The organism is Pseudomonas paraveronii (assembly GCF_963681955.1).
GTDB lineage: Bacteria > Pseudomonadota > Gammaproteobacteria > Pseudomonadales > Pseudomonadaceae > Aquipseudomonas > Aquipseudomonas paraveronii.
On record NZ_OY817130.1, the window covers coordinates 5911736 to 5937411 of the forward strand.

Here is a 25676-nt window from a genome sequence, read left to right on the forward strand (position 1 = left end):
GGAAGGCCCTATGTTCGAACACCACGCCACACTCAAAAAACATTTCAGTGCCCTGCGCACCACCGCCGACTTCTTCTCCCTGCGCTACGTGCGCGAATCCGGCCACTACCTGTCGGTGCGCAAGAACGTCGCCGCACCGCCGCACCTGAACCACGACGAAGGCGCCATGCTCACCGTGCGCGTCAACGGGGTCGAAGCCTACGCCGCGACCCACGATATTTCCCTGCCCGGCCTGCAAGCTGCGCTTGAGCGTGCCGAACAGCAGGCGCGCCTGATCAAGCCCCATGCCCTGCTCGACCTGCGCGATCAACAGGTTTCCAGCGATGTCGCCGACTACCTGTCACCCAACCTTGCCCAGGCCTTTCCGTCCCTGAGCGACTGCTACCAGTTGCTCGGCGATGAGTCCGCTGCCGTGCCCCAGGACGAGCGCCTGGTGAACTGGGAAGTCAGCCTCGGCTTGACCCACGTCGAGCAGATCTACCTCAACAGTGCCGGTGCCGAGCTGCGCCAGGCCCAGCGGTTTGTATTCCCCGGCGTCAACGTCACCGCCTACGACGGCAACGACAGCCAGTCGCGCACCTTCGGTGGCACCAACTTCGGCCAGCAAGGCGGCTTCGATGTGATCGACCGCTTCGGCCTCGTCGGCGCCGCGCCGCGCATTGCCGACGAAGCCTTGCAATTGCTGCTGGCGCCGAACACGCCCCAGGGTCCGCGCGACCTGTTGCTGATGCCCGACCAGATGATCCTGCAGATCCACGAATCGATCGGCCACCCGCTGGAGCTCGACCGCATCCTGGGCGACGAGCGCAATTACGCCGGCACCAGTTTCGTCAAGGCCAGCGACTTCGGCCACCTGCAATACGGCTCCAAGCTGCTCAACGTGACCTTCGACCCGGACATTCCCGAGCAACTGGCCAGCTACAGCCATGACGACGACGGCACCGCCGCCAGCAAGCAATTCCTGATCCGTGAAGGGTTGCTGCTCAGGCCGCTGGGCGGGGCGTTGTCGCAATTTCGCGCAGGCATGAGCGGCGTCGCCAACAGCCGTGCCAGCAGTTGGAACCGCCCGCCGATCGACCGCATGGCCAACCTGAATATCGAAGCCGGCGACCAGAGCCTGGCGCAACTGATCGGCGGCATCGAACACGGCATCCTGATGTCAACCAACCGTTCGTGGTCGATCGATGATGCACGCAACAAATTCCAGTTCGGCTGCGAGTGGGGCCAGTTGATTGAAAACGGCGAGCTCAAGGGCGTGGTGAAAAACCCCAACTACCGGGCGATTTCCGCGCAGTTCTGGCGCAACCTCAGCGCCGTGGGCGACGCCAGCACCTTCAAGGTTCTGGGCACGCCGAACTGCGGCAAGGGTGAACCCAACCAGGTCATCCGCGTCGGCCATGCGTCGCCGGCCTGTGTGTTCAGCAACGTTGATGTATTCGGGGGAGATGCCTGATGAACAACTTCAAGGCATTGGTGGAGTGGCTCAAACAGGCCATCACCGACAAGGAACAATTTCACCTGGGCTATGCCGCAGAGTCGTCCGAATTCGTGCGTTTCAACCACGCCAAGGTGCGTCAGGCCGGCCAGGTGCAACAAGCCAGCCTCAACCTCAAACTGATCAACGACGGCCGCCATGCCGACCTCAGCATCACCCTCGGCGGCGAACCGGCGCTGGACCGCCAGCGCCTCGCCGATGGCCTGCAACAACTGCGCGAAACCTTGCCGTTGCTGCCCCACGATCCTTACCTGTTGCTCAACCACAACGCCTGGCAAAGCCACAACGAACAGGCCCGGCCACTGCCCGAGCTGAGCCAGGTGCTGGAAGACATCAACCAGGCGGCACACGGCGTCGATCTGGTCGGCTTCTACGCCGCCGGCCCGATCAGCCGTGGCTTCGCCAGTTCCGATGGGGCGTTCGGTTGGCATCAGGCCAATAGTTTCAACTTCGACTTCAGCCTGTTCCACGCCAACGGCGAAGCGGTGAAAGCCAGTTACGCCGGCAACGAATGGAACAGCGCCGAGTTCGCCCGCCGCTTCCAACAGGCTCGCGAACAGCTGGAGTTCCTCGGACGGCCACTGCACACGCTGGCGCCCGGCGAGTACCGCGCCTACCTGGCGCCGGCAGCCCTGGAAGAAATCGTCAGCCTCATCACCTGGGGCGGCTTTTCCGCCCAGGCCATCGCCAGCAAAAGCAGCTCGCTGCAGCGGCTGTATGCCGGCGAGCAGGCGTTGAGCACGCTGGTGACGGTGGATGAGCACATCAGCGGTTCCCTCAGCCCGGCGTTCTCCAGCGAAGGCTACCCGTGCAGTGACGTCACGCTGATCAACGCCGGCCAGGGCGCCGGCCAACTGGTCAATTCGCGCAGCGCCGCCGAATACGGCCTCAGCGCCAACGGCGCCAGCGGCGACGAATCCCCCAGCGCGTTGCAGATGGCGGCGGGCAGCCTGACCCAGGCCGATATCCTCAAGCAATTGGGCACCGGGCTGTATATCAGCAACCTGTGGTACCTGAACTACTCCGACCTGCCGGCGGCGCGCCTGACCGGCATGACGCGGTTCGCCACGTTCTGGGTGGAGGACGGCGAGATCAAGGCGCCGGTCAGCACGATGCGCTTCGATGACAGCGTCTACAGCCTGCTCGGCTCACAACTCGAAGCGCTGACCGCCGAGCGCGAATTGCTGCTGTCGGCCAGCACCTACAGCCAGCGCAATACCGCGTCCAATCTGTTGCCGGGGGCGTTGGTCAAGCGACTGACCCTGACCCTGTAACCGACAGTAGTCTGCTTGTGGGAGGGGGCTTGCCCCCACCCACATTGCTTTGTGTTGATTTCAGACGTCCTGTTTCAATATGTCCTACAACTAAATCAGACCCCTCTCACCGCCCGCCCAAGGCCGGTTGTCGCCTGCAAAAAACCTCGTTATAACGGTTAATGGCATCCTGCCATCCAACCCACGTGCCCGCACGTGATGTATGACCTTGCCTGGTAAACGGCAAGCTGGAGCGTTGACATGAACCATGGAAGTTTTGTCATTGAAAAGCTGTTCAAGCACTACAACGTTCATGTTGAGCAGCTAGGAAACGATTCGGAAAAGAAGACCGTGCTGTTGGTCAACGGCGCGCTGTCCACCACCCGCTCATTTGCCCGTACCAGCAAATGCCTGGCCGAGCATTTCAATGTATTGCTGTTCGACCTGCCGTTCTCCGGTTATTCACGCGAGCACAACACCGACCTGGACCTGGTGACCAAGGACGACGAGGTACAAATCCTGCGGGCGCTGGTGGAGCGTTTCCAGGTCAACCACTTGGTGTCGGCCTCATGGGGCGGCATCTCCACGCTGCTGACCCTGGCACACAACCCGCCCTCCATCGAAAGCTCGGTGGTGATGGCGCTGGCGCCGAACCTCAACCCGGCGATGCTCGACTATGTGGAGCGGGTGCGCGTGCTGATCGAGGCCGATGACAAGTCCGCCGTCGGCCATTTGCTCAACGAAACGGTGGGCAAATACTTGTCGCCGCGGCTCAAGCGCAACAACCATCGGCACCTGTCGAACATGGCCACCACCGAATACCGCCAGGCGCGCTTTCATATCCATCAGGTGCTGGCGATGGGCGATGGCAACTACCTGCCGCAGCTCACCCGGATCGAAACACCGGTGCATTTCCTCAACGGCACGCTGGACGAATACACCCCGGCCACCGAAGCCCGACTGTTCAAGCAATACGTAGGCCGCAGCAGCTTTGCCGTCGCCGAACATACCGGGCATTTGCTCGACCTGGAGTCCCGCGAGGCGGCGCTGGCGGTCCACCGGGCGCTGCTGGATTTCCTGGTGGGCGAGCACGCGACGCTGTCGGATTTAGACGAACCTTCGATGGGAAAAGGAGCGACGAATGGCGCATAATCGCCGACACATAGCCTCCTAACAAAAGGGATCCCATGCCGAATCGCGCCCCTCTCGATGCCAAGACCGCCCGCTGGCTACCCTGGGTGGTCGCGATTGCCTTCTTCATGCAATCGCTGGATGGGACGATTCTCAACACGGCACTGCCGGCCATGGCCCGGGACCTCGCAGAGAACCCGCTGCGCATGCAAGGGGTGGTGATCGCCTACATGCTCACCGTCGCCTTGCTGATCCCGGCGTCGGGCTGGATCGCCGACCGCTTCGGCACCAAGAAAATCTTCTTTGGCGCGATCATGCTGTTCAGCATCGGCTCGCTGCTGTGCGCGCTGTCCAGCAGCTTGACCATGCTGGTCGGCGCGCGGGTGGTCCAGGGCCTGGGCGGTGCGCTGATGCTGCCGGTCGGCCGACTCGTGGTGCTGCGCGCTTATCCGCGCTCCGAGCTGGTGCGGATCATGGGTTTCATCACCATCCCCGGCCTGCTCGGCCCGTTGCTCGGGCCGACCATGGGCGGCTGGATGGTGCAATACCTGACGTGGCACTGGATTTTCCTGATCAACCTGCCGGTGGGCATGATCGGCTGCTACGCCGTGTGGAAGTTCATCCCCGATCTGCGCGGCAGCGAACGCACGCGTTTCGATGGCGTCGGCTTCCTGCTGTTCGGCGCGGCGATGGTGCTGATCACCATCGCCATGGAAGGCCTGGGCGAATTGCACCTGCCGCACCTGCGGGTGATGTTGCTGCTGTTTGGCGGGCTGGCGTGCCTGGCGGCCTACTGGCTGCGCGCCGGGCATATCGATAACCCGCTGTTTTCGCCGGCGCTGTTCAAGACCCGCACCTTTGCGGTGGGCATCCTGGGCAACCTGTTCGCGCGCCTGGGCAGCGGCGCCTTGCCGTTTCTGGTGCCGTTGCTGCTGCAGGTGGCTTTGGGCTATTCACCCTCCCAGGCCGGGATGAGCATGCTGCCGCTGGCGGCGGCGGCGATGTTGGCCAAGTCTGTCGCACGGCCGCTGATCGAACGCCTGGGCTACCGCGTGGTATTGACCGGCAACACCCTGGCCCTGGGCCTGATGCTGGCGAGCATGGGCCTGGTCAGCGAACAGACACCCTACCCGCTGCTGCTGGGCATGCTGGCGGTACTGGGGGCAATCAATTCCTTGCAGTTCACCGCGATGAACACCGTCACCCTGATCGACCTCGACGATGCCCAGGCCAGCAGCGGCAACAGCTTGCTGTCGGTGGTGGCGCAACTGTCCCTGAGCCTCGGCGTGGCCTGCGCCGGTGCGCTGCTCGGCGGGTTTACCGCCGAGTCGGGCAATGACGGCGTGAGCACGATACTTGGCGCCTTCCAGTTGACCTTCCTCACCGTGGGCATCATGGCGATGCTGGCGGCGGCGATTTTCCTGCAACTGTCGCCAAAAGACGGCAAACGCATCGGCAACCGCGAGCACGACATCGAACACTAGCAGGCGTCTCGTCGAGAACTTGCAGGGAAAATCCCACGGGGCTGGTACACTGCGCGACATTTTGTTTTGCAGAGCCAGTCCCGTGACCACCATCGCCACCGCTTTTAATACGTTGCCGCTCTCCGCCGCCATGCTGGCTAACCTCGACTCGCTGGGTTATGCCGAGATGACGCAGATCCAGGCGCAGAGCTTGCCGGTGATCCTCAAGGGGCTGGACCTGATTGCCCAGGCCAAGACCGGCAGCGGCAAGACGGCTGCGTTCGGCATCGGCCTGCTGAACCCGATCAACCCGCGCTACTTCGGCTGCCAGGCCCTGGTGATGTGCCCGACTCGCGAGCTGGCCGACCAGGTGGCCAAGGAAATCCGTCGCCTGGCCCGTGCCGAAGACAACATCAAGGTGCTGACCCTGTGTGGCGGCGTGTCCCTCGGCCCGCAGATCGCCTCGCTGGAGCATGGCGCCCACGTCATCGTCGGCACCCCGGGCCGCATCCAGCAACACCTGCGCAAGGGTTCGCTGGTGCTCGACGGCTTGAACACGCTGATCCTCGACGAAGCCGACCGCATGCTCGACATGGGTTTCTACGACGCCATCGAAGACATCATCAGCAAGACCCCGGCCCGCCGCCAGACCCTGCTGTTCTCGGCCACCTACCCGGTGAGCATCAAGCAGTTGGCCTCCAAATTCATGCGCGCGCCGCAGCAAGTGAAGGCCGAAGCCTTCCACTCCGATGACCAGATCGAGCAGCGTTTCTACGAGATCTCGCCGGAAGAACGCATGGAGGCCGTCACCAAAGTCCTCGCGCACTTCCGCCCGGCCTCGTGCGTGGCGTTCTGCTTCACCAAGCAGCAAGTGCAGGAAACCGTCGATCACCTGACCTCCAAGGGCATCTCCGCCGTCGGCCTGCATGGCGACCTGGAACAGCGTGACCGTGACCAGGTGCTGGCGATGTTCGCCAACCGCAGCACCTCGGTACTGGTCGCCACCGACGTTGCCGCCCGCGGCCTGGACATCGATTCGCTGGACATGGTGATCAACGTCGAACTGGCCCGCGACTCGGAAATCCACATCCACCGCGTCGGCCGCACCGGCCGTGCCGGTGAGACCGGGATCGCTATCAGCCTGGTGGCGCCGTCTGAAGCACACCGTGCCCAAGCCATCGAGCAGTTGCAGAAATCGCCGCTGAACTGGGACCAGTTGGACAACCTCAAGCCGCAGAGCGGTGGCCCGCTGCTGCCGCAGATGAGCACCCTGTGCATCGCCGCCGGCCGTAAAGACAAGGTACGCCCGGGCGACATCCTCGGCGCACTGACCGGTGACGCCGGCATCCCCGGCGCCCAGGTCGGCAAGATCGCGATCTTTGATTTCCAGGCCTTCGTCGCCGTGGAACGCGGCGTCGCCAAGCAGGCGCTGCAGCGTTTGAATGACGGCAAGATCAAGGGCCGTTCGTTGCGCGTGCGGATCCTGTAAACGATCGCCCATCCCATGGAGATCCAATGTGGGAGGGGGCAAGCCCCCTCCCACATTTGACTGTATTTCAAATCAGAACATGTATGAGGACACCGTTTTGCGCTCGACCGAAGTTGTGATCATTGGCGCCGGCGCCGCAGGCTTGATGTGCGCTCTGACCGCCGCCGGGCGTGGGCGCAAGGTGATGCTGATCGACCACGCGAACAAGGCCGGCAAGAAGATCCTGATGTCCGGCGGTGGCCGCTGCAATTTCACCAATATGTACACCGAGCCGGCCAATTTCCTCTCGCACAACCCGCACTTCTGCAAGTCCGCCCTGGCCCGTTACACCCAATGGGATTTCATCGGGCTGGTGGCCAAGCACGGCGTGCCGTACCACGAGAAGAAACTCGGCCAGTTGTTCTGCGATAACAAATCCAGCGACATCCTCGGCATGCTGCTCGATGAGTGCATCCAGACCGGCGTGAGCCTGCACCTGGACACTTCGATTCAAGAGATTGCCAAGCTCGACAGTGGCTACCAGTTGCAGACCACGTTGGGCGAGCTGCGCTGCGAGTCCCTGGTGATCGCCACCGGCGGTTTGTCGATTCCGACGCTGGGCGCAACCGGTTTTGGTTATCAGGTGGCCAGGCAGTTCGGCCACGAACTGTTGCCGACGCGCGCCGGGCTGGTGCCGTTCACCATCACCGACCAGCTCAAGGATTTGTGCGGCGAGTTGTCCGGCACCTCGGTGGACTGCCTGGTCAACTGCAACGGCCAGAGCTTTCGCGAGAACCTCCTGTTTACCCATCGCGGCCTGAGCGGGCCGGCGATTTTGCAGATTTCCTCCTATTGGGAATCCGGTGACACGGTCGAGATCAACCTGCTGCCCGACCACGACGCCCACGCCTGGCTGCAACAGCAACAGGCCGAGCGCCCCAACAGCGAGCTGAAAACCCTGCTGGGTGAGATCTTCACCAAGAAGATGGCCAACCTGCTGGCGGACACCTGGTTCGTGTCCAAGCCGATGAAGCAGTACACCCACGCCGAACTGGCCGACATCGCGCAAAAACTGGCGAGCTGGCAACTGGTCCCGGCAGGCACCGAGGGCTATCGCACCGCCGAAGTGACGCTGGGCGGCGTGGATACGCGAGAAGTGTCGTCCAAGACCATGGAATCGCTGAAAAGCCCGGGCTTGTACTTTATCGGTGAAGTACTGGATGTGACCGGCCACCTCGGTGGTTTCAACTTCCAGTGGGCCTGGGCTTCCGGCTACGCCGCCGCGCAATATGCCTGAAGGATGTACTCGGTCAAAATGTGGGAGGGGGCAAGCCCCCTCCCACATTTTGATTTTCGGTGTGCCAGTGAGAAATTTTGTGCAGTGATGTGATCACCACCCTTGCCGCAGCGTCCCTGATAGCTCAATTTAGCGGCATCGTCCCGGAAGACTCCAGCCTTCATGTCATCGACCTCGTTCAACCACTCCATGCGGCGCCTGTGGGCGCTGGATAAATTCAGTTACAGCGTTCGGGTCTTCATCGCCCTCACCGGCAGCATGGCGCTGTGCTGGTACCAAGATGAAATGACGCTGCTGATCCCGCTGTTCCTGGGAATTATCGCCAGCGCCCTGGCCGAGACCGACGACAGTTGGCAAGGCCGCCTCAATGCCCTGGCGGTGACGCTGGTGTGTTTCAGCATTGCCGCGCTGTCGGTGGAGCTGCTGTTCCCCTACCCGTGGGCCTTTGCGGTCGCCCTGGCCCTGGCGAGTTTTGGCCTGACCATGCTCGGCGCCCTTGGCGAACGGTATGGCGCGATTGCTTCGGCCACCTTGATCCTGTCGGTCTACACCATGATCGGCGTGGACCAGCGCGGCGGCGCCGTCACGGATTTCTGGCATGAACCGCTGCTGCTGGTGGCCGGGGCCGCCTGGTACGGGGCGCTGTCGGTGCTGTGGCAGGTGCTGTTTTCCAACCAGCCGGTGCAGCAAAGCCTGGCGCGGTTGTTTCGCGAATTGGGGCATTACCTCAAGCTCAAATCGTCGCTGTTCGAGCCGATCCGCCAGTTGAACGTGGAGGCGCGACGCCTGGAGCTGGCCCAGCAAAACGGCCGGGTGGTGGCCGCACTGAATGCGGCGAAGGAAATCATCCTGCACCGCGTCGGCAATGGGCGGCCGGGCTCGAAGGTCAGTCGTTACCTCAAGCTGTACTTCCTGGCCCAGGACATCCACGAACGCGCCAGTTCGTCCCACTACCCCTACAACGCCCTGGCCGAGGCCTTCTTCCATAGCGATGTGCTATTCCGCTGCCAGCGCCTGCTGCGCCAGCAAGGCAAGGCTTGCGAGGCCCTGGCCGAGTCGATCCAACTGCGCCAGCCGTTCATCTATGACGCCAGCTTCGCCGAAGCCCTGGGCGACCTGAACGCGTCCATGGAACACCTGCGCATCCAGAGCAACCCGGCCTGGCGCGGCCTGCTGCGTTCCTTGCGTGCGCTGGCGGCCAACCTGTCGACCCTCGACCGCCTGCTGGGCGACGCCAGCAACCCTGACGCGCTGGCCGACGCCACTGACAGCAACCTGCTCGATCGCGCCCCGCGCAACCTTAAAGAAATGTGGACGCGCCTGCGCACCCAACTCACGCCGACCTCGCTGCTGTTCCGCCACGCCTTACGCCTGGCCCTGGCGTTAACCATCGGCTATGGCACCCTGCACGCGATCCACGCCTCCCAGGGCTACTGGATCATCCTCACCACCCTGTTCGTCTGCCAGCCCAACTACGGCGCCACCCGGCGCAAGCTCGGCCAGCGGATCATCGGCACAGCCATCGGCCTCACCGTGGCCTGGGCACTGTTCGACCTGTTCCCCAGCGCCCTGGTGCAATCGATGTTCGCCATCGCCGCAGGCCTGGTGTTCTTTATCAACCGCACCACCCGCTACACCCTGGCCACGGCGGCAATCACCTTGATGGTGCTGTTCTGCTTCAATCAGGTGGGCGATGGCTACGGGCTGTTCCTGCCACGGTTGTTCGACACCTTGATCGGCAGCGTGATTGCCGGCCTGACCGTGTTCCTGTTCCTGCCGGACTGGCAAGGCCGGCGCCTGAACAAAGTGCTGGCCAACACCCTGACCTGCAACAGCATCTACCTGCGCCAGATCATGCAGCAATACGCCGCCGGCAAACGCGACGACCTCGCCTATCGCCTGGCCCGACGCAATGCACACAACGCCGATGCGGCGCTGTCCACCACCCTGGCGAATATGCTGATGGAGCCGGGGCACTTCCGAAAGGAAGCCGATGTGGGCTTCCGCTTCCTGGTGCTGTCCCACACCTTGCTCAGCTACCTGTCGGGGCTCGGCGCGCACCGCGAAACCCAACTGCCGGCCGACGTGCGCGAGCACTTGATCGACGGCGCGGGGAAAACCCTGGCGGCGAGCATCGACGAAATCGCCACGGGGCTGGCCAGTAAACAGCCGATCGCGATTCAGAGCGATGCCGAGGAAGCGTTGGCCGCCGAGCTGGAACAGATGCCCGATGAGATCGATGAAGGACAGCGTTTGGTGCAGACGCAACTGGCGTTGATTTGCCGGCAGTTGGGGCCATTGCGCACCCTGGCGGCGCACCTGATCAAAGACACCAGCGCGGAGTAGGCGCCTACATCCCGTGCTGCTTCATCAACCGCGCGTAGCTGCCATCGGTCTTCATCTTGGCAATCTCGCGGTCAAAGCTGGCAACGATCTGCTCATGCTCGGGGTTCTTCAGGCTGACCAGAATATGCAGGCTGTTTTCACTCAACGGCTGCGGCAAAAACTCCACCGAGTTACGCACCCGCGCCGACTCCTGTGCCAGGTAATAGCGGGCGACATATTCGTCCTCCACCGTCAGGCGTACCCGACGCGCGACGAGCATGCGCACCGCCATGGCGAAGTTATGCACCGGGATTTTCTGTAACTGGGGGTCTTGGTCAAACGCCGCTGAATACGCATACCCGCGCACCACGGCGATGGGGTAGTCGTGCAATTGCTCAAGGTTCTGGAACTCGATGGGATCGTCGCGGCGCTTGATAAACACCAAGCGGTTGATCAGGTATCCAGCGGAAAACTGCCCCAGATGCGTGCGCGCGTCGTCATACCAGGCGTTGACCAACACGTCGTAGCGCCCATCGCCGACGCCCATCAACGCGCGGGCCCAGGGCACCTGCTCGAAATCACTGGCATAACCGGCGCGGGCCAAGGCCGTACTGACAATATCGGTAGCCAGCCCGCCATTGATCAAGGTGGCATCGGTAAAGGGCGGCCAGGCATCCGCCACCAGGCGCAGACGCTGCGCGAACGCCGGCTGGGCCATCAACAACATTCCAATCAAAGCAACGGCACGAGAGAATCGCGGCATGCTTAAAATCCTTGGCGGGCAGGTGGTGGCCTTGACTCAGGCAGTGCCTGAGGATCTAACAGTAGCTCAGATTACACAAAGAACCCGACGCTGAATGCACACAATGATGGCAGATTGACGTCACTGACAAAAATAGCTGATTTAGACAGAAGTACCTACCGCGCTTACTATCCGGGACAGACACTTCCAAGAGAACCGCACTATGACAGTCGAATGGGTCTGCAAACATCACACCGAGCTGGGCAAGGAACAGCTGTACGCCATTCTGCGCCTGCGCAGCGAGGTCTTCGTCGTCGAGCAAAAGTGCCTCTATCAGGACATCGACGGGCAGGACCTGCAAGGCGATACCCACCACCTGATGGCCTGGAAAGACGATGAACTGGTGGCCTACCTGCGCCTGCTGGACCCGGAGACCCAGGCCGGGGATGTGGTGATTGGCCGGGTGATCGTGGCACCGATGGCTCGCGGCACCGGGCTGGGGCATCTGATGATGGAAGAAGCGCTCAAGCAGATCGACGATATCTGGCCAGAGACGCCGATCTTTCTGTCAGCCCAGGCGCATCTGCAGGGTTATTACGCGCGGTATGGTTTTTTGGTGGCGGGCGAGCAATACCTTGAAGACGATATTCCCCACATCGGCATGCGGCGCGCCTGACGGCTCCATCGCGAGCAAGCCCGCCGCCACATTCGCGCGCATTCCAAACGGTGTACGCGGTTAAATGTGGGCGCGGGCTTGCTCGCGATAGCGTCAGCCCAGCGACCGCCAAGCCTCAGGGATAACCCAATACCTGTTTGATCGACGCAAGATTCGCCTCGATCCACCCCCGATCAATCGCGCCCCAATCGCGAATCCGATAATGCCCCGCATGATTGCGCGCGCCGTCTTCCTGCTCAAACTCGCAGACGATATCCAGATCCGCCAACGCCGCAATCGTGTCCTGCGCGGTGCGCCGGGGCATGCCCGTCACCTCGGTCAGCGCCGGCACGCTGCTGGCCTGCTGGCTGTCGATCAAATACGCCACGTACAGGCGGCGGTAGAAGCTGCTTTTGGTCTTGCTCACATCCATGGTCAACCGCCTTGGAAAGTCAGGGTTTGCCCTGCAGATCGCGATACGTGAGGTACACACGCAGGTCGAATTCCACCTGATGGTAGCCCGGCATCATGTATTCACAGAGTTTGTAGAACGCTTTGTTGTGGTCCGATTCCTTGAAGTGCGCCAGCTCGTGTACCACGATCATGCGCAGAAACTCCGGGGCAGCCTCCTTGAACAGCGCGGCAATGCGGATTTCTTTCTTGGACTTCAGATTGCCGCCCTGAACCCGCGAGATCGTGGTGTGCAGGCCGAGGGCGCGGTGGGTCAGATCGAGGCGGTTATCGAACAGCACTTTGTCGATGGCCGGCGCGTTGCGCAGGTGCTCCTGCTTCAAAGCCAGCGCGTAGGCGTACAGGGCTTTATCGCTCTGCACGGCGTGACGTTCGGGGTAACGCTGTTCCAGGTAGGCGCCCAACTGGTCCTTGGCGATCAGTTGGCGCACTTGCTCCTGGAGGGCTGCGGGGTAAGCCTGGAGGTATTTCAGTGCGGTCATTGAGGTCTGCAACAGGGTTCGAATGGGCGCCAGTGTAGCGAATTCAACCGGAACGGGCGCGCGACCAGTCGACCACCGCCTCGGCCATCAACGGCTGCGCCGCCCACGGTCCCTGGACAAACGCGCAACCATTGGCCTTGAGCCACTGGGCTTGCTCCTGCGTCTCTACGCCCTCGGCGACCACCAGCACGCCGAAATGCCCGCACAACTCGATAATGCTGCGGGCCATCGCCGCATCCCGCGCCGAGTCGGGCAGGCACGCGATCAATTGGCGGTCGAGCTTGAGCGTGTCGAACTCCAGGTCGCGCAGGTGGGCCAGGGAACAGTGGCCGGAACCGAAGTCATCCAGGGCGATGCGCACCCCAACCGCGCGCAGCAACTTGAGCTGCTTGGCGGACTCTTCGAGGTTATGCATCAGGCTGTCCTCACCGATTTCCACTTCCAACTGGCGCCCCTGCAACCCATGTCGGTCGAGCACCTGCTGCAGTTGGCTCGCCAGGTTGGGCATGTTGAACTGGCTGCCGCTCAGGCTCACGCTCAACACCAGCTCATCCTCGAACGCGGCTTGCCACGCTTGGCGCTGGGAAGCGACCTGGTGGTAGATCCAGGCGCTCAACTGACTGATCAGCCGCGCCTCTTCCAGCAGCGGCAAAAACAGCCCCGGCGGTACATCGCCGACACTCGGGTGCTGCCAGCGCAACAATGCCTCGACGCCGCGCAGATGGCCGTCCTCCAGGGACACCTGGGGCTGGTACACCAGGGTGAAATCCTTGTTCTGGATGGCGCTGCGCACGCTGTCTTCGAGCATCAGACGCGAGCGCGCACGGCCGTTCATTTCCTGATCGTAATAGCGATATTGCTGACGCCCCGCACGCTTGGCTTCATACATGGCGATGTCAGCCGCACGCAACAGGCCACTCAAGTCCGAGCCGCAATCCGGGAAAGTCGCGATGCCGATGCTGACCCCGAGCATCACCTCCAAACCGTCAACCTGCTGGCCAACAGACACGCGCTCGATCAGTTTCTCGGCAATCTTCGCTGCCTGCTCGGGGAACTCCAGCTCCAGCAACGCCGTGAACTCATCCCCGCCCATGCGTCCGAGAATGTCGTAGGAACGCAGGCAACTCTGCAACTGTTCCGAGACCCAGCGCAGCACCCGATCACCGGCGTCATGCCCCAGCGAATCGTTGACCCGCTTGAAGCCGTCGAGGTCCAGGTACAGCAAGACCAAGGACTGCTCGGTCCGATCACTGCGCAGCAGCGAGTTTTCCACCGCCTGGTAAAAACCACGGCGGTTCAACAAGCCGGTCAGCGGGTCGGTCACCGCCTGGAATTCCAGTTGTTGATGCAAATGGCGAACTTCGGACATGTCCAACACGGTCACCACCATGGCCTTTCGCTCGGTAGGCAATGGCGCACAGGACAGCGCCACCGGCACCTGCTGACCACGTCCGGTGCGCAAGATCGCATCGTGCAAGCGCCAGGTTTCGCCGCAGCGGTAACTGGCGCACATCTGCGACTCAAGCCAGGCCGGCACATGGGGTTTTTGCAGGAAACCCAGGAAGTCCTGGCCTTTGAGTTCATGGAGCGTGGCATTGAGCAGACGCGAAATCGCCGGGTTGGCGTACTCGATCACGCCCGCCTCGCTGACCACCAGGATGCCTTCGGCGGCGTTATCCAGCACCGAGGCGTTGAAGGCGCGGGCGGATTCCAGGTCATGGCTCAGGCGCTGCAAGGCCCGGCGATTGCGCTGGTGCTCCAGCAACGCCTGAACCTTGGGCTTGAGAATATGCGGGTCGAAGGGTTTGAACATGTAGTCGATGGCACCGCTGGCATACCCCTCCAGCACGGCGGCCGGCGATTGCGCATTGGCGCTCAGAAAGATGATCGGTGTCATGCGCGTGCGCTGGCTGCCGCGCATCAGGCGGGCGACTTCAAAACCGTCCATGCCGGGCATCATTACGTCGAGCAGCACCAAGTCGACTTCGTGCTGGAGCAACAGCTCCAGAGCCTCCAGGCCGGAACCGGCGGTCACCACCTGCCAGTCATCACGCTGCAAAAGGGCACGCATGCTGATCAGGTTTTCCGGGTAGTCATCGACCACCAGAAGAACCGAACCACCATCGCCTGGGTGTGGAGCGCATTCCATGCTACGTCTCTTCCTTAAGGTGCCGCACCGGTCAGTTCTGACAGAAAAACCAGGCAAGCACTGAGGTCTCACTCTAGCCTTGGTTCCCAAAAATCAGAAGTGACGCGGGTGCCATCATTGCGCCAAAAACTGGTAAGCCGACTAACGGTCAACCTCTACAGCCCACGTTTCATGCGGAACATGGCTTTTTGACATTCCTTTGGCGCCAATAACTTGCCAGTCATTGATTAACAAGCGGTGGGCTACCGCCTATAAAGATGCTGTCTGGCCCAAGGGCCAAAGCCTACACCTATCTGCAAAAAGGCCTACGCCATGATTGATCTTTCCACCTGGAACCTAAGCATTCCGGTCGGCTCGCCCCCCACGACGATCGACACCCCAAAGCTGATGAATGGTTTCAACGACCAATATTTCCAGGCCGAAGGCAGCAACGTGCAATTCTGGACACCCGTCACCGGCACCCGCACCGAAAACGCCATTTACCCCCGCAGCGAACTGCGCGAAACCTACGCCGATGGTCGCCTGCGCAACTGGACCTACCCCGAAGCCGACAATTATCTACGCGCCACATTGACCGTCAATCAGGTGCCCTCCTCCGGGAAAATCGTCATCGGCCAGATCCACGCCTATGACAGCCAAAAACCGCTGATCAAGCTGGAATACCAGTTCAAGGAAAAAACCCAGACCGGCAACATCGTCGCCAAGGTCCGCATGCGCCCGGACGAGGATGAAAGCCGGGTGATCATCGTCGCCTCCAATGTGCCGCTGGAGAAGAGCTTTACGTACACCATCAACCTCAATAAAGCCGGCTTGCTCAGCGTGTACGCCGCCGACGATGAGTGGAACGAACGCATTGGCGCGGCATGGGGCAGCAAGCTGCTGTATTTCAAGGCGGGGACGTATGTGCAGGACAACAGTGGCGACAGCAAGGAAGGCGCACGGGTGACGTTTGCCAAGCTGGATATCGATCACGAGTGAACGCAGGCTTGGTTGATCTTTAAGTCGGCGTTGTCCGCGATGGCGGTGGGTCAGTGACCGAATGGGCGGGCTGACAGTCCGCCATCGCGGGCAAGCCCGGCTCCCACATGTGTCCTGCGTCGACTGAGGGTTAAGGGCTCGTCCTACACGATTCGCCGAGCGCGACCTGCAAGCGGATCAAATCCCAGCCAAAAAGAAGCCCGCATCGCTGCGGGCTTCTTTTTTAAACGCCTGAGGCTCAGTTTACCTTGGCGTTCAACTCACCTTTCAAATACCGCTGGTACATCGCTTCCAACGAGATCGGCTTGATCTTCGAAGCATTGCCCGCAGTACCAAACGCTTCATAACGTGCGATACACACATCGCGCATCGCCGTCACGGTGGCGCCGAAGAATTTACGTGGGTCGAATTCGCTCGGGTTGGTGGCCATCAGGCGACGCATCGCGCCGGTGGACGCCAGGCGCAGGTCGGTGTCGATGTTGACCTTGCGCACGCCGTACTTGATGCCTTCGACGATTTCTTCAACCGGCACGCCGTAGGTTTCTTTGATGTCGCCGCCGTACTGGTTGATGATCGCCAGCCATTCTTGCGGCACCGAGGAAGAACCGTGCATCACCAGGTGGGTGTTGGGGATGCGCTTGTGGATTTCCTTGATGCGGTCGATGGCCAACACGTCGCCGGTCGGTGGCTTGGTGAACTTGTAGGCGCCGTGGCTGGTGCCGATGGCGATGGCCAGGGCGTCGACCTGGGTCTTCTTGACGAAGTCGGCAGCTTCTTCCGGATCGGTCAGCATCTGGCTGTGATCCAGCACGCCTTCGGCGCCGATGCCGTCTTCTTCACCGGCCATGCCGGTTTCCAGGGAACCCAGGCAACCCAGCTCGCCTTCAACCGATACGCCGCAGGCGTGAGCCAGGGCCACGGTTTGTTGGGTGACGCGCACGTTGTATTCGTAGTCGGTCGGGGTCTTGCCGTCTTCGCCGAGGGAACCGTCCATCATCACCGAGCTGAAGCCCAGTTGGATGGAGCGCTGGCACACGTCCGGGCTGGTGCCGTGGTCCTGGTGCATGCACACCGGGATGTGCGGGAATTCTTCGATCGCGGCGAGGATCAGATGACGCAGGAACGGGGCGCCAGCATATTTGCGCGCACCGGCCGAGGCCTGGACGATCACTGGGGAGTCGGTCTTGTCAGCGGCTTCCATGATGGCGCGCATCTGCTCAAGGTTGTTGACGTTAAAAGCTGGGACGCCATAGCCGAACTCGGCTGCGTGGTCCAGCATTTGACGCATGCTGATAAGTGCCATTGTGTTGTCTCTCCCGGTCGAGGGTCGTTAATCGTGCAAGCCTGCCGTAGCGGCGGCTGCTATTCAAGTTATTGCCGGTCAGGCTTTGCATGCCTGGCTTGCTGAATCGTTTTTTCACTATCCGGTTCACCGCTTGTATCACTTTGGAACCGGATCAATGTGGGAGGGGCGGTGCGACGATTCGACTTGCCCGCGATGGCGGTTTACCTGTCGACATCGCGGGGGGCTGACCCACCGCTATCGGGGGCAAGCCCCCTCCCACATTTTGGTCTCATTAATTTTGAGACCGTGTTCTGTTTACTGGGCTTTGCAGCCACGCCCGATCAGATCGTCAGTGGCCACCCAGTAAACCAGGCCTTCCTCACCTTTTGTGTGAAACGCCAACTGGTCGTTGCTGTACAGCACACCCGACGCCGCCACGTCCTGCTTGAGGCGGTAAACCTGGGGCGAGCCGCCGAGGCGGACGTCCACTTCGGTGTGGGCCGGGTTGGCAAAGCGCCAGTTGACCTCGGCCTTGCTGTCGCAGGTCCAGGTCGTCCATTTGTCAGCAGGCTCTGCCTTGTTGAACATGTTCATGCTGCTGCAACCGGCCAGTAGGGCCAGTGCTGCCAGGGCGAAAACGCCTTTCATTGCCAATCCTCGCACGCAGGCCCAAGGGCTGCGTTGCTGTCGGTTAGTTGATCAGACCCGTCAAGGGCAACCCTGTTCCTGACCGTTGGGCGCAGAGTCGTATTTCTCCAGCCGTTCGTTGCCCATGCGCTTGTTGATCACCGGCATGGTCTCGGCTTGCCAATCGGCCTGGTAGCAGTTTTTTTTCTGCGCAGGCAGCGCTTTTCCAGGCGCCGGCGCCGCGCTCGGCGTGCTGCCGCAGCCGGCCAACAGGCCCGCTGCGATCACCAGTGCCAACGACTTGATCATGGGAATGCTCCTTTTCCTGATCTGCCTCAGCCTTTGGCTCGGCTTTCCAGGACTTCAACGGCAGGCAGGACTTTGCCTTCGACAAATTCGAGGAACGCGCCGCCACCGGTGGAAATGTAGGAGATCTGGTCAGCAACGCCATATTTATCGATGGCCGCCAGGGTGTCGCCGCCGCCGGCGATGGAGAATGCCGAGCTTTCGGCGATGGCCTTGGCCAGCACTTTGGTGCCGTTGCCGAACTGGTCGAACTCGAACACGCCGACCGGGCCGTTCCACAGGATGGTCCGGGAGGCTTTCAGCAGCTCTGCGAAGTTGGCCGCGGTTTGCGGGCCGATGTCCAGGATCATGTCATCGGCCTCTACGTCATCGATGAGTTTGACCGTGGCTTCGGCGCTTTCGGCGAATTCCTTGGCCACGACCACGTCCACCGGCAGCGGCACGCTGACCTTGGCGGCGATGGCACGCGCGGTGTCCAGCAGGTCCGGCTCGTACAGCGACTTGCCCACCGGGTGGCCGGCTGCGGCCAGGAACGTGTTGGCAATGCCGCCGCCGACGATCAGTTGGTTGCAGATCTGGCTCAGGCTGTTGAGCACGTCCAGCTTGGTGGAGACTTTGGAGCCGGCCACGATGGCCGCCATTGGCTGGGCCGGCGCACCCAGGGCCTTGCCCAGTGCTTCCAGCTCGGCAGCCAGCAACGGGCCAGCAGCCGCGACCTTGGCGAACTTGGCCACGCCGTGGGTCGAGCCTTCGGCACGGTGAGCGGTGCCGAAAGCGTCCATCACGAACACGTCGCACAGGGCGGCGTATTGCTGGGCCAGTTCGTCACTGTTCTTTTTCTCGCCCTTGTTGAAGCGCACGTTTTCGAACAGCACGATGTCGCCGGCCTTCACGTCGACGCCGCCCAGGTAGTCAGCTACCAGCGGCACGTCGCGGCCCAGGGCCTTGCTCAGGTAATCGGCCACAGGCTTGAGGCTGTTTTCAGCCGAGAACTCACCTTCGGTCGGACGACCCAGGTGGGAGCAAACCATCACGGCCGCACCTTTTTCCAGGGCCAGCTTGATGGTCGGCAGCGAGGCCAGGATTCGCGCATCGCTGGTGACAACACCGTCCTTGACTGGGACGTTGAGGTCTTCGCGGATCAGTACGCGTTTACCTTGCAGATCGAGGTCGGTCATCTTCAACACGGTCATGGGTGGCAATTCCTGAGAGTCTTTGAATTAGAGAACGGATTTTGGGGAGGCTATGTGCAGATAGTGCTCTGCGACGTCCAGCATTCGGTTGGCAAACCCCCATTCGTTGTCGAACCAGGCCAGGATGTTTACCAGCCTCGGGCCGGAAACGCGGGTCTGGCTTGCATCGACAATCGCCGAATGCGGGTCATGGTTGAAATCACAACTGGCGTGAGGCAATTCAGTGTAGGCCAACAAGCCTTTGAGCGGGCCGCTGGCGGCGGCGTCGCGCAGAATCCGGTTGACCTCCACCGCATCGGTGTCGCTGACGGTTTGCATGGTGATGTCCAGACAGGACACGTTCACCGTCGGCACCCGCACGGCTTTGGCCTGAATTCTCCCGGCAAGTTCCGGCAACAGTCGTTCGATGCCGCGCGCCAGACCAGTGGACACCGGAATCACCGACTGAAACGCCGAACGCGTGCGGCGCAGGTCTTCGTGGTGATAAGCGTCGATCACCGGCTGGTCGTTCATGGCCGAGTGGATGGTGGTAATCGACACGTAGTCCACGCCGATCGCCTGATCCAGCAGGCGCAACAGCGGCACGCTGCAGTTGGTGGTGCAGGAGGCGTTGGACACCAGCCGCTCAGCGCCGGTCAGGCAATCCTGGTTGATGCCGTAGACGATGGTGGCGTCGACATCCGCCTCGCTGGCCATCGGCTGGGAAAACAGCACGCGGGGTGCGCCGGCGTCGAGAAAACGCTGGCCGTCGGCACGGGTGTTATAGGCACCGGAGCATTCCAACACCAGGTCGACGCCCAGCGCCGCCCAGTCGATGCCCTCGGGGGTGGCACTGCGCAACACTTTCACGCAGTCGCCATTGATATGCAGACAATCGCCGTCGACCCGCACTTCGCCGGGGAACCGGCCGTGGGTGGAGTCAAAGCGTGTCAGGTATTCGATGCTGGCCATGTCGGCCAAATCGTTGATCGCAACAATCTCAAACCCGGCCGCCGGCCCTCGCTCGAACAGAGCACGCAAGACGCAACGACCAATGCGGCCGTAGCCGTTGAGTGCAACTTTGTAGGGACGCGGTTGGGGCATGGGGTTCTCGCAGTGTGGGCGACACAAACCATCTAACCAATGTAGGAGCGAGCTTGCTCGCGAAGATCGTCAACGATAACGCAGCGTCTCTGGTTTGACGCGGCGCTCTCTCGTTCTTCGCGAGCAAGCTCGCTCCTACAGTGGGTGCGATGGGCAGTCGCCACCGCACATCTGTGTGCAGCAGCCAGTTGGCCACCGCGTTCGCGCTTTTAGTCTTCCAGCAGCTCTTCAGCCTGACCCAGGATGTTTTCCAGGGTGAAACCGAACTCTTCGAACAAGGCTGGCGCCGGCGCCGACTCACCGTAGGTGGTCATGCCGATCACGCGGCCTTCCAGGCCCACGTACTTGTACCAGTAGTCGGCGTGGGCCGCTTCGATGGCGATACGCGCACTGACCTGCAACGGCAATACCGATTGCTTGTAGTCCGCGTCCTGAGCTTCAAACACGCTGGTGCAGGGCATGGACACCACGCGCACGTTACGGCCTTGGGCAGTCAGTTTGTCGTAGGCCTGAACGGTCAGGCCGACTTCGGAACCGGTGGAGATCAGGATCAGCTCCGGCTCGCCGATGCAGTCCTTGAGCACGTAGCCACCGCGGCTGATGTCGGCGATCTGCGCGTCGGTGCGCACCTGATGTTGCAGGTTCTGCCGCGAGAAGATCAGCGCCGAAGGGCCGTCCTTGCGCTCGATCGCGTGTTTCCAGGCCACGGCGGATTCGACCGCGTCGGCTGGGCGCCAGCAATCCAGGTTCGGCGTGGTACGCAGGCTGGTCAGTTGCTCGACCGGCTGGTGGGTCGGGCCGTCTTCGCCCAGGCCGATGGAGTCGTGGGTGTACACGTGGATCACGCGTTTCTTCATCAGCGCGGCCATGCGCACGGCGTTGCGCGCGTATTCCATGAACATCAGGAAGGTCGCGCCGTAAGGCACCAGGCCGCCGTGCAGGGACACGCCGTTCATGATCGCGCTCATGCCGAATTCGCGCACGCCGTAGTACATGTAGTTGCCGCTGGCGTCTTCGGCGGAAACACCTTTGCAACCTTTCCACAGGGTCAGGTTGGAACCGGCCAGGTCGGCCGAACCGCCGAGGAACTCAGGCAGCAGCGGGCCAAAGGCGTTCAGGGTGTTCTGGCTGGCTTTACGGCTGGCGATCGTCTCGCCCTTGGCCGCGACTTCGGCGATGTAGGCCGAGGCTTTTTCCGAGAAGTCGGCAGGCAGGTCACCGGCGAGGCGACGTACCAGCTCATTGGCAAGCTCCGGGAATTCGGCGGAGTAGGCGGCGAAACGCTGGTCCCACTCAGCTTCGGTGGCCAGGCCTTGTTCCTTGGCATCCCATTCGGCGTAGATGTCGGCCGGGATTTCGAACGGGCCGTAGTTCCACTTCAGCGCTTCACGGGTCAGGGCGATTTCCGCGTCACCCAGTGGGGCGCCGTGGCAGTCTTCTTTACCTTGCTTGTTCGGCGAGCCGAAACCGATGGTGGTCTTGCAGCAGATCAGGGTCGGCTGCTCGCTCTTGCGGGCGGTGTCGATGGCGGTCTTGATTTCTTCCGGGTCGTGGCCGTCGACGTTGCGGATCACTTGCCAGTTGTAGGCTTCGAAACGCTTAGGGGTGTCGTCGGTGAACCAGCCTTCGACTTCGCCGTCGATGGAGATGCCGTTGTCGTCGTAGAAGGCAATCAGCTTGCCCAGGCCCAGGGTGCCGGCCAGGGAGGCGACCTCGTGGGAAATGCCTTCCATCATGCAGCCATCACCCAGGAATACGTAGGTGTGGTGGTCGACGATGTCGTGGCCGGGGCGGTTGAACTGCGCGCCCAGGACTTTTTCAGCCAGCGCGAAACCGACGGCGTTGGCCAGGCCTTGGCCCAGGGGACCGGTGGTGGTCTCGACGCCTGGGGTGTAGCCGAATTCCGGGTGACCCGGGGTGCGGCTGTGCAACTGGCGGAAGTTTTTCAGATCGTCGATGGTGAGATCGTAGCCGGTCAGGTGCAGCAGCGAGTAGATCAGCATCGAGCCATGGCCGTTGGACAGCACGAAGCGGTCACGGTCGGCGAACGATGGGTTGCTCGGGTTGTGTTTCAGGTAGTCACGCCAAAGGACCTCGGCGATATCCGCCATGCCCATCGGGGCACCGGGATGGCCGCTGTTGGCTTTTTGCACGGCATCCATGCTGAGGGCACGAATGGCGTTGGCACGCTCACGACGGCTGGGCATCGCTGTTCTCCTGAGGGTTGAATAAAAGAAACGGAAAAAAGGACCGGCATTTTCCCTCAGCCACCGCCTGCGGGCAATGACAGATAGTCACTTGAGGGTGTTTTTCCTGCGGTTTGCCCGGCAATCGCCTGCAGAACTCGGCCGCCACTTCGTCTAAGGAGGATAGCGCTCGCTTATAACCGCCACTTATCGAGCAATATCAAAACTTTTTGATATTGACCTTGCGATGATTTCCACCCATCACTAGACTGCTGGCCTTATGAACCTACCCATGCCCTCCCTGCGTCCCGACGATGGCGATGAACTGGCTGCCTTATGCAAGGCCGCTGGCGATCCGTTGCGCCTGAACGTACTGCGGGCGCTGGCCAACGACTCCTTCGGCGTGCTGGAACTGGCGCAGATCTTCGCCATTGGCCAGTCGGGCATGAGCCATCACTTGAAGGTCCTGGCCCAGGCCGACCTGGTGGCCACCCGTCGCGAAGGCAATGCAATTTTTTACCGCCGCGCCCTGCCCCATACCGAGCTGCTCGGCGGCAAGCTGCACAGCGCGCTGCTGGAAGAAGTGGACAACTTGAGTCTGCCCAGCGACGTGCAGTCGCGCATCGGCCAGGTGCATGGGCAGCGCGCAGCGGCCAGCCAGGACTTTTTCTCACGGGTTGCCGAAAAGTTTCGCGCCCAGCAGGACCTGATCGCCGGTTTGCCCCAATATCGCGAAAGTGTACTGGCGCTACTGGACAAGCTGAGCTTCAGTCATGAAGCGACCGCCCTGGAAGTCGGGCCAGGGGATGGCGGCTTTTTGCCGGAACTGGCGCGCCGTTTTCAACAGGTCACGGCGCTGGACAACAGCCCGGCGATGCTCGAACTGGCGCGCCAGTTGTGCGAGCGCGAGGCCCTGGGCAACGTCAGCCTGCAGTTGGCCGACGCCCTGAATGACACCAGCCTGCGGGCCGATTGCGTGGTGCTGAACATGGTCCTGCACCATTTCGCGGCCCCCGCCGACGCCCTCAAGCAGATGGCGAATTTGCTGCAACCCGGCGGTAGCCTGCTGGTTACAGATTTATGCAGCCACAACCAGAATTGGGCCAGGGAGGCCTGCGGTGATCTCTGGTTGGGTTTTGAACAGGACGATCTGGCCCGTTGGGCCACCGCTGCGGGACTCGTTCCCGGGGAAAGCCTCTATGTAGGTTTACGTAATGGTTTCCAGATCCAGGTCCGCCATTTTCAGCGACCGGCTGGCGACACTCACCATCGGTAAATATCAGGAAAACATCGAGATGAGCGAATACTCCCTTTTCACCTCCGAGTCCGTGTCTGAAGGGCATCCGGACAAAATCGCCGACCAGATTTCTGATGCGGTGCTGGACGCCATCATTGCTGAAGACAAGTTCGCCCGTGTGGCGTGCGAGACTCTGGTGAAAACGGGCGTGGCGATCATCGCCGGCGAAGTCACCACCACGGCCTGGGTCGACCTGGAGCATATCGTCCGTGAGGTGATCACCAACATCGGCTACAACAGCTCCAACGTCGGCTTTGACGGCGCGACCTGCGGCGTGATGAACATCATCGGCAAGCAGTCCCCGGACATCAACCAGGGTGTCGACCGCGCCAAGCCAGAAGACCAGGGCGCCGGCGACCAGGGCCTGATGTTCGGCTATGCCAGCAACGAAACCGACGTGCTGATGCCGGCCCCGATTACCTTCTCGCACCAGCTGGTAAAGCGCCAGGCCGAAGCGCGTAAATCCGGCCTGCTGCCGTGGCTGCGGCCGGACGCCAAGTCCCAGGTCACCTGCCGTTATGAAGGCGGCAAAGTGGTCGGCATCGATGCTGTCGTGCTGTCGACCCAGCACAACCCGGACGTTTCCTACGCCGACCTGCGCGAAGGCGTGATGGAGCTGATCGTCAAGCACGTGCTGCCGGCTGAACTGCTGAGCAAGGACACCCAATTCCACATCAACCCGACCGGCCAATTCATCATTGGTGGCCCGGTGGGCGACTGCGGCCTGACCGGGCGCAAGATCATCGTCGACAGCTACGGCGGCATGGCCCGTCACGGCGGTGGCGCGTTCTCCGGTAAAGATCCATCCAAGGTTGACCGTTCGGCGGCCTACGCCGGTCGTTACGTGGCCAAGAACATCGTCGCCGCCGGCCTGGCCGAGCGTTGCGAGATTCAGGTGTCCTACGCCATCGGCGTGGCCCAGCCTACGTCGATCTCGCTGAACACCTTCGGCACCGGCAAGATCAGCGATGACAAGATCGTCAAGCTGGTGCGTGAGATCTTCGACCTGCGCCCTTACGCAATCACCACCATGCTCGACCTGCTGCACCCGATGTACCAGGAAACCGCGGCCTACGGCCACTTCGGCCGTACCCCGGCGCAGAAGACTGTCGGCGACGACACCTTCACCACGTTCACCTGGGAAAAAACCGACCGCGCCGACGACCTGCGTATCGCTGCCGGCCTGTAATCGCTTGCGGTAGCCACAGCCCTGCCGGGTTCGCCCGGTGGGGCTTTTTATTGCCGCGTGATTCGCGTCGTTCTTCAGATTTTTTGGATCCAAACCTTGCAGGCCAAATAATGGCCCACTAGAATCCGCGCCCTCCCGGGCCCTCCACCTAATTCTGGATATTGCACTGCGCCAGCCCGGGACTCATCAACGCGCAGGCAATCGAACATTGAGGTTTTCATGCGCATTTCCACGCTCGCCCCTACCGCCCTGCTGCTCAGCCTGTTCGCCCTGCCGGTAAATGCCGCCGACCTGAGCGCACTGAGTGGCGCACTGAGCTCCCAACTCGGTGGCGGTAACTCCGGCGACTGCCAACAGCAAGCCAAAGACCTGCAAACCAAGATCGATGCGGCCAATGCCAAAAACGACACCTTGAAAGTGAAGGCCTTCGAAGCCGCCCTGGAGCAGGTCAACAAAGGCTGTAACAAACTCGCCGAGTCCCAGGCCAACGTTGATGCCAAGCAGCAAAAGCAGCAGGCCAAGACAGAAAACAACGATGCCGTGAAAGCCTTGGGTGGTCTGTTCAAGTAAGCAGAAACACCCGGTAAAAAGCCCCGACCGG

General features: G+C 61.7%; 22 protein-coding genes. 12 read left to right on the forward strand and 10 right to left on the reverse strand.

The annotated features are described in order from the left end of the window. Positions 1 to 10: 10 nt before the first annotated feature. From U5A08_RS27435 to yccS, 7 genes are all read left to right on the forward strand, one after another. Positions 11 to 1453 (forward strand): TldD/PmbA family protein, encoded by a 1443-nt coding sequence (locus U5A08_RS27435; RefSeq protein ID WP_321849324.1) that lies wholly within the window; start codon positions 11 to 13, stop codon positions 1451 to 1453. After that, positions 1453 to 2769, forward strand: coding sequence for a TldD/PmbA family protein (locus U5A08_RS27440; RefSeq protein WP_321849326.1), 1317 nt, complete (start codon positions 1453 to 1455; stop codon positions 2767 to 2769). Before U5A08_RS27435 ends, U5A08_RS27440 begins: the two co-directional genes overlap by 1 nt. Before the next feature lie 240 nt (positions 2770 to 3009). Further along, positions 3010 to 3900 (forward strand): alpha/beta fold hydrolase, encoded by an 891-nt coding sequence (locus tag U5A08_RS27445; RefSeq protein WP_321849327.1) that lies wholly within the window; start codon positions 3010 to 3012, stop codon positions 3898 to 3900. Positions 3901 to 3935: 35 nt separating this feature from the next. Next, positions 3936 to 5363, forward strand: coding sequence for a multidrug transporter subunit MdtD (mdtD, locus tag U5A08_RS27450; RefSeq protein WP_253399833.1), 1428 nt, complete (start codon positions 3936 to 3938; stop codon positions 5361 to 5363). Positions 5364 to 5493: 130 nt separating this feature from the next. Further along, positions 5494 to 6831: an ATP-dependent RNA helicase DbpA gene (dbpA, locus tag U5A08_RS27455; RefSeq protein ID WP_321852288.1), complete on the forward strand. Its 1338-nt coding sequence runs from the start codon at positions 5494 to 5496 to the stop codon at positions 6829 to 6831. Between the two features lie 97 nt (positions 6832 to 6928). Then, positions 6929 to 8107, forward strand: coding sequence for a BaiN/RdsA family NAD(P)/FAD-dependent oxidoreductase (locus U5A08_RS27460; RefSeq protein ID WP_321849329.1), 1179 nt, complete (start codon positions 6929 to 6931; stop codon positions 8105 to 8107). 162 nt (positions 8108 to 8269) lie between these two features. Beyond that, entirely contained in the window at positions 8270 to 10453 is a 2184-nt protein-coding gene (gene yccS, locus U5A08_RS27465; protein WP_253399837.1) for a YccS family putative transporter, read from the forward strand. Positions 10454 to 10457: 4 nt separating this feature from the next. Here the strand turns inward: yccS and U5A08_RS27470 are convergent, their stop codons facing one another. Then, positions 10458 to 11195 (reverse strand): substrate-binding periplasmic protein, encoded by a 738-nt coding sequence (locus U5A08_RS27470; protein WP_253399839.1) that lies wholly within the window; start codon positions 11193 to 11195, stop codon positions 10458 to 10460. A 202-nt stretch (positions 11196 to 11397) separates the two neighbouring features. Between U5A08_RS27470 and U5A08_RS27475 the strand changes: the two genes are divergently transcribed. Then, on the forward strand, positions 11398 to 11850 hold the full coding sequence (locus tag U5A08_RS27475) for a GNAT family N-acetyltransferase (protein WP_253399841.1): 453 nt from the start codon (positions 11398 to 11400) through the stop codon (positions 11848 to 11850). Positions 11851 to 11965: 115 nt separating this feature from the next. Here the strand turns inward: U5A08_RS27475 and U5A08_RS27480 are convergent, their stop codons facing one another. Genes U5A08_RS27480 through U5A08_RS27490 form a run of 3 tightly spaced genes read right to left on the reverse strand, consistent with a single transcriptional unit; the run spans position 11966 to position 14931 of the window. Further along, on the reverse strand, positions 11966 to 12262 hold the full coding sequence (locus U5A08_RS27480; RefSeq protein ID WP_247404038.1) for a winged helix-turn-helix domain-containing protein: 297 nt from the start codon (positions 12260 to 12262) through the stop codon (positions 11966 to 11968). Between the two features lie 19 nt (positions 12263 to 12281). After that, positions 12282 to 12782, reverse strand: a complete 501-nt coding sequence (locus U5A08_RS27485) for a M48 metallopeptidase family protein (RefSeq protein WP_010207148.1) — start codon at positions 12780 to 12782, stop codon at positions 12282 to 12284. A gap of 43 nt (positions 12783 to 12825) precedes the next feature. Beyond that, entirely contained in the window at positions 12826 to 14931 is a 2106-nt protein-coding gene (locus U5A08_RS27490; protein ID WP_321849332.1) for a putative bifunctional diguanylate cyclase/phosphodiesterase, read from the reverse strand. A 312-nt stretch (positions 14932 to 15243) separates the two neighbouring features. Between U5A08_RS27490 and U5A08_RS27495 the strand changes: the two genes are divergently transcribed. Further along, entirely contained in the window at positions 15244 to 15909 is a 666-nt protein-coding gene (locus U5A08_RS27495) for a polysaccharide lyase family 7 protein (RefSeq protein WP_253399845.1), read from the forward strand. A gap of 238 nt (positions 15910 to 16147) precedes the next feature. Here the strand turns inward: U5A08_RS27495 and fba are convergent, their stop codons facing one another. The 6 genes from fba to tkt form a co-directional block, all read right to left on the reverse strand. Continuing rightward, positions 16148 to 17212, reverse strand: a complete 1065-nt coding sequence (gene fba / locus U5A08_RS27500) for a class II fructose-bisphosphate aldolase (protein WP_247404048.1) — start codon at positions 17210 to 17212, stop codon at positions 16148 to 16150. Between the two features lie 297 nt (positions 17213 to 17509). After that, complete coding sequence (locus U5A08_RS27505) at positions 17510 to 17842, reverse strand: MliC family protein (protein WP_321849334.1); 333 nt, start codon at positions 17840 to 17842, stop codon at positions 17510 to 17512. A 60-nt stretch (positions 17843 to 17902) separates the two neighbouring features. Continuing rightward, positions 17903 to 18130, reverse strand: coding sequence for a hypothetical protein (locus tag U5A08_RS27510; RefSeq protein ID WP_253399849.1), 228 nt, complete (start codon positions 18128 to 18130; stop codon positions 17903 to 17905). Positions 18131 to 18156: 26 nt separating this feature from the next. Continuing rightward, positions 18157 to 19320, reverse strand: coding sequence for a phosphoglycerate kinase (locus U5A08_RS27515; RefSeq protein ID WP_253399850.1), 1164 nt, complete (start codon positions 19318 to 19320; stop codon positions 18157 to 18159). 27 nt (positions 19321 to 19347) lie between these two features. After that, positions 19348 to 20403 carry an erythrose-4-phosphate dehydrogenase gene (epd, locus tag U5A08_RS27520; RefSeq protein WP_253399851.1) on the reverse strand — a complete coding sequence of 352 codons (1056 nt, stop codon included), beginning with the start codon at positions 20401 to 20403 and terminating at the stop codon, positions 19348 to 19350. A 209-nt stretch (positions 20404 to 20612) separates the two neighbouring features. Beyond that, complete coding sequence (gene tkt / locus U5A08_RS27525; RefSeq protein ID WP_321849337.1) at positions 20613 to 22610, reverse strand: transketolase; 1998 nt, start codon at positions 22608 to 22610, stop codon at positions 20613 to 20615. Positions 22611 to 22869: 259 nt separating this feature from the next. Between tkt and U5A08_RS27530 the strand changes: the two genes are divergently transcribed. The 3 genes from U5A08_RS27530 (at position 22870) to U5A08_RS27540 (ending at position 25645) form a co-directional block, all read left to right on the forward strand. Continuing rightward, complete coding sequence (locus tag U5A08_RS27530) at positions 22870 to 23865, forward strand: ArsR/SmtB family transcription factor (RefSeq protein WP_253399853.1); 996 nt, start codon at positions 22870 to 22872, stop codon at positions 23863 to 23865. A 19-nt stretch (positions 23866 to 23884) separates the two neighbouring features. Beyond that, positions 23885 to 25075 carry a methionine adenosyltransferase gene (gene metK, locus U5A08_RS27535; protein WP_321849338.1) on the forward strand — a complete coding sequence of 397 codons (1191 nt, stop codon included), beginning with the start codon at positions 23885 to 23887 and terminating at the stop codon, positions 25073 to 25075. A gap of 219 nt (positions 25076 to 25294) precedes the next feature. After that, positions 25295 to 25645, forward strand: a complete 351-nt coding sequence (locus U5A08_RS27540; protein ID WP_253399854.1) for a DUF1090 family protein — start codon at positions 25295 to 25297, stop codon at positions 25643 to 25645. Positions 25646 to 25676 lie beyond the last annotated feature (31 nt).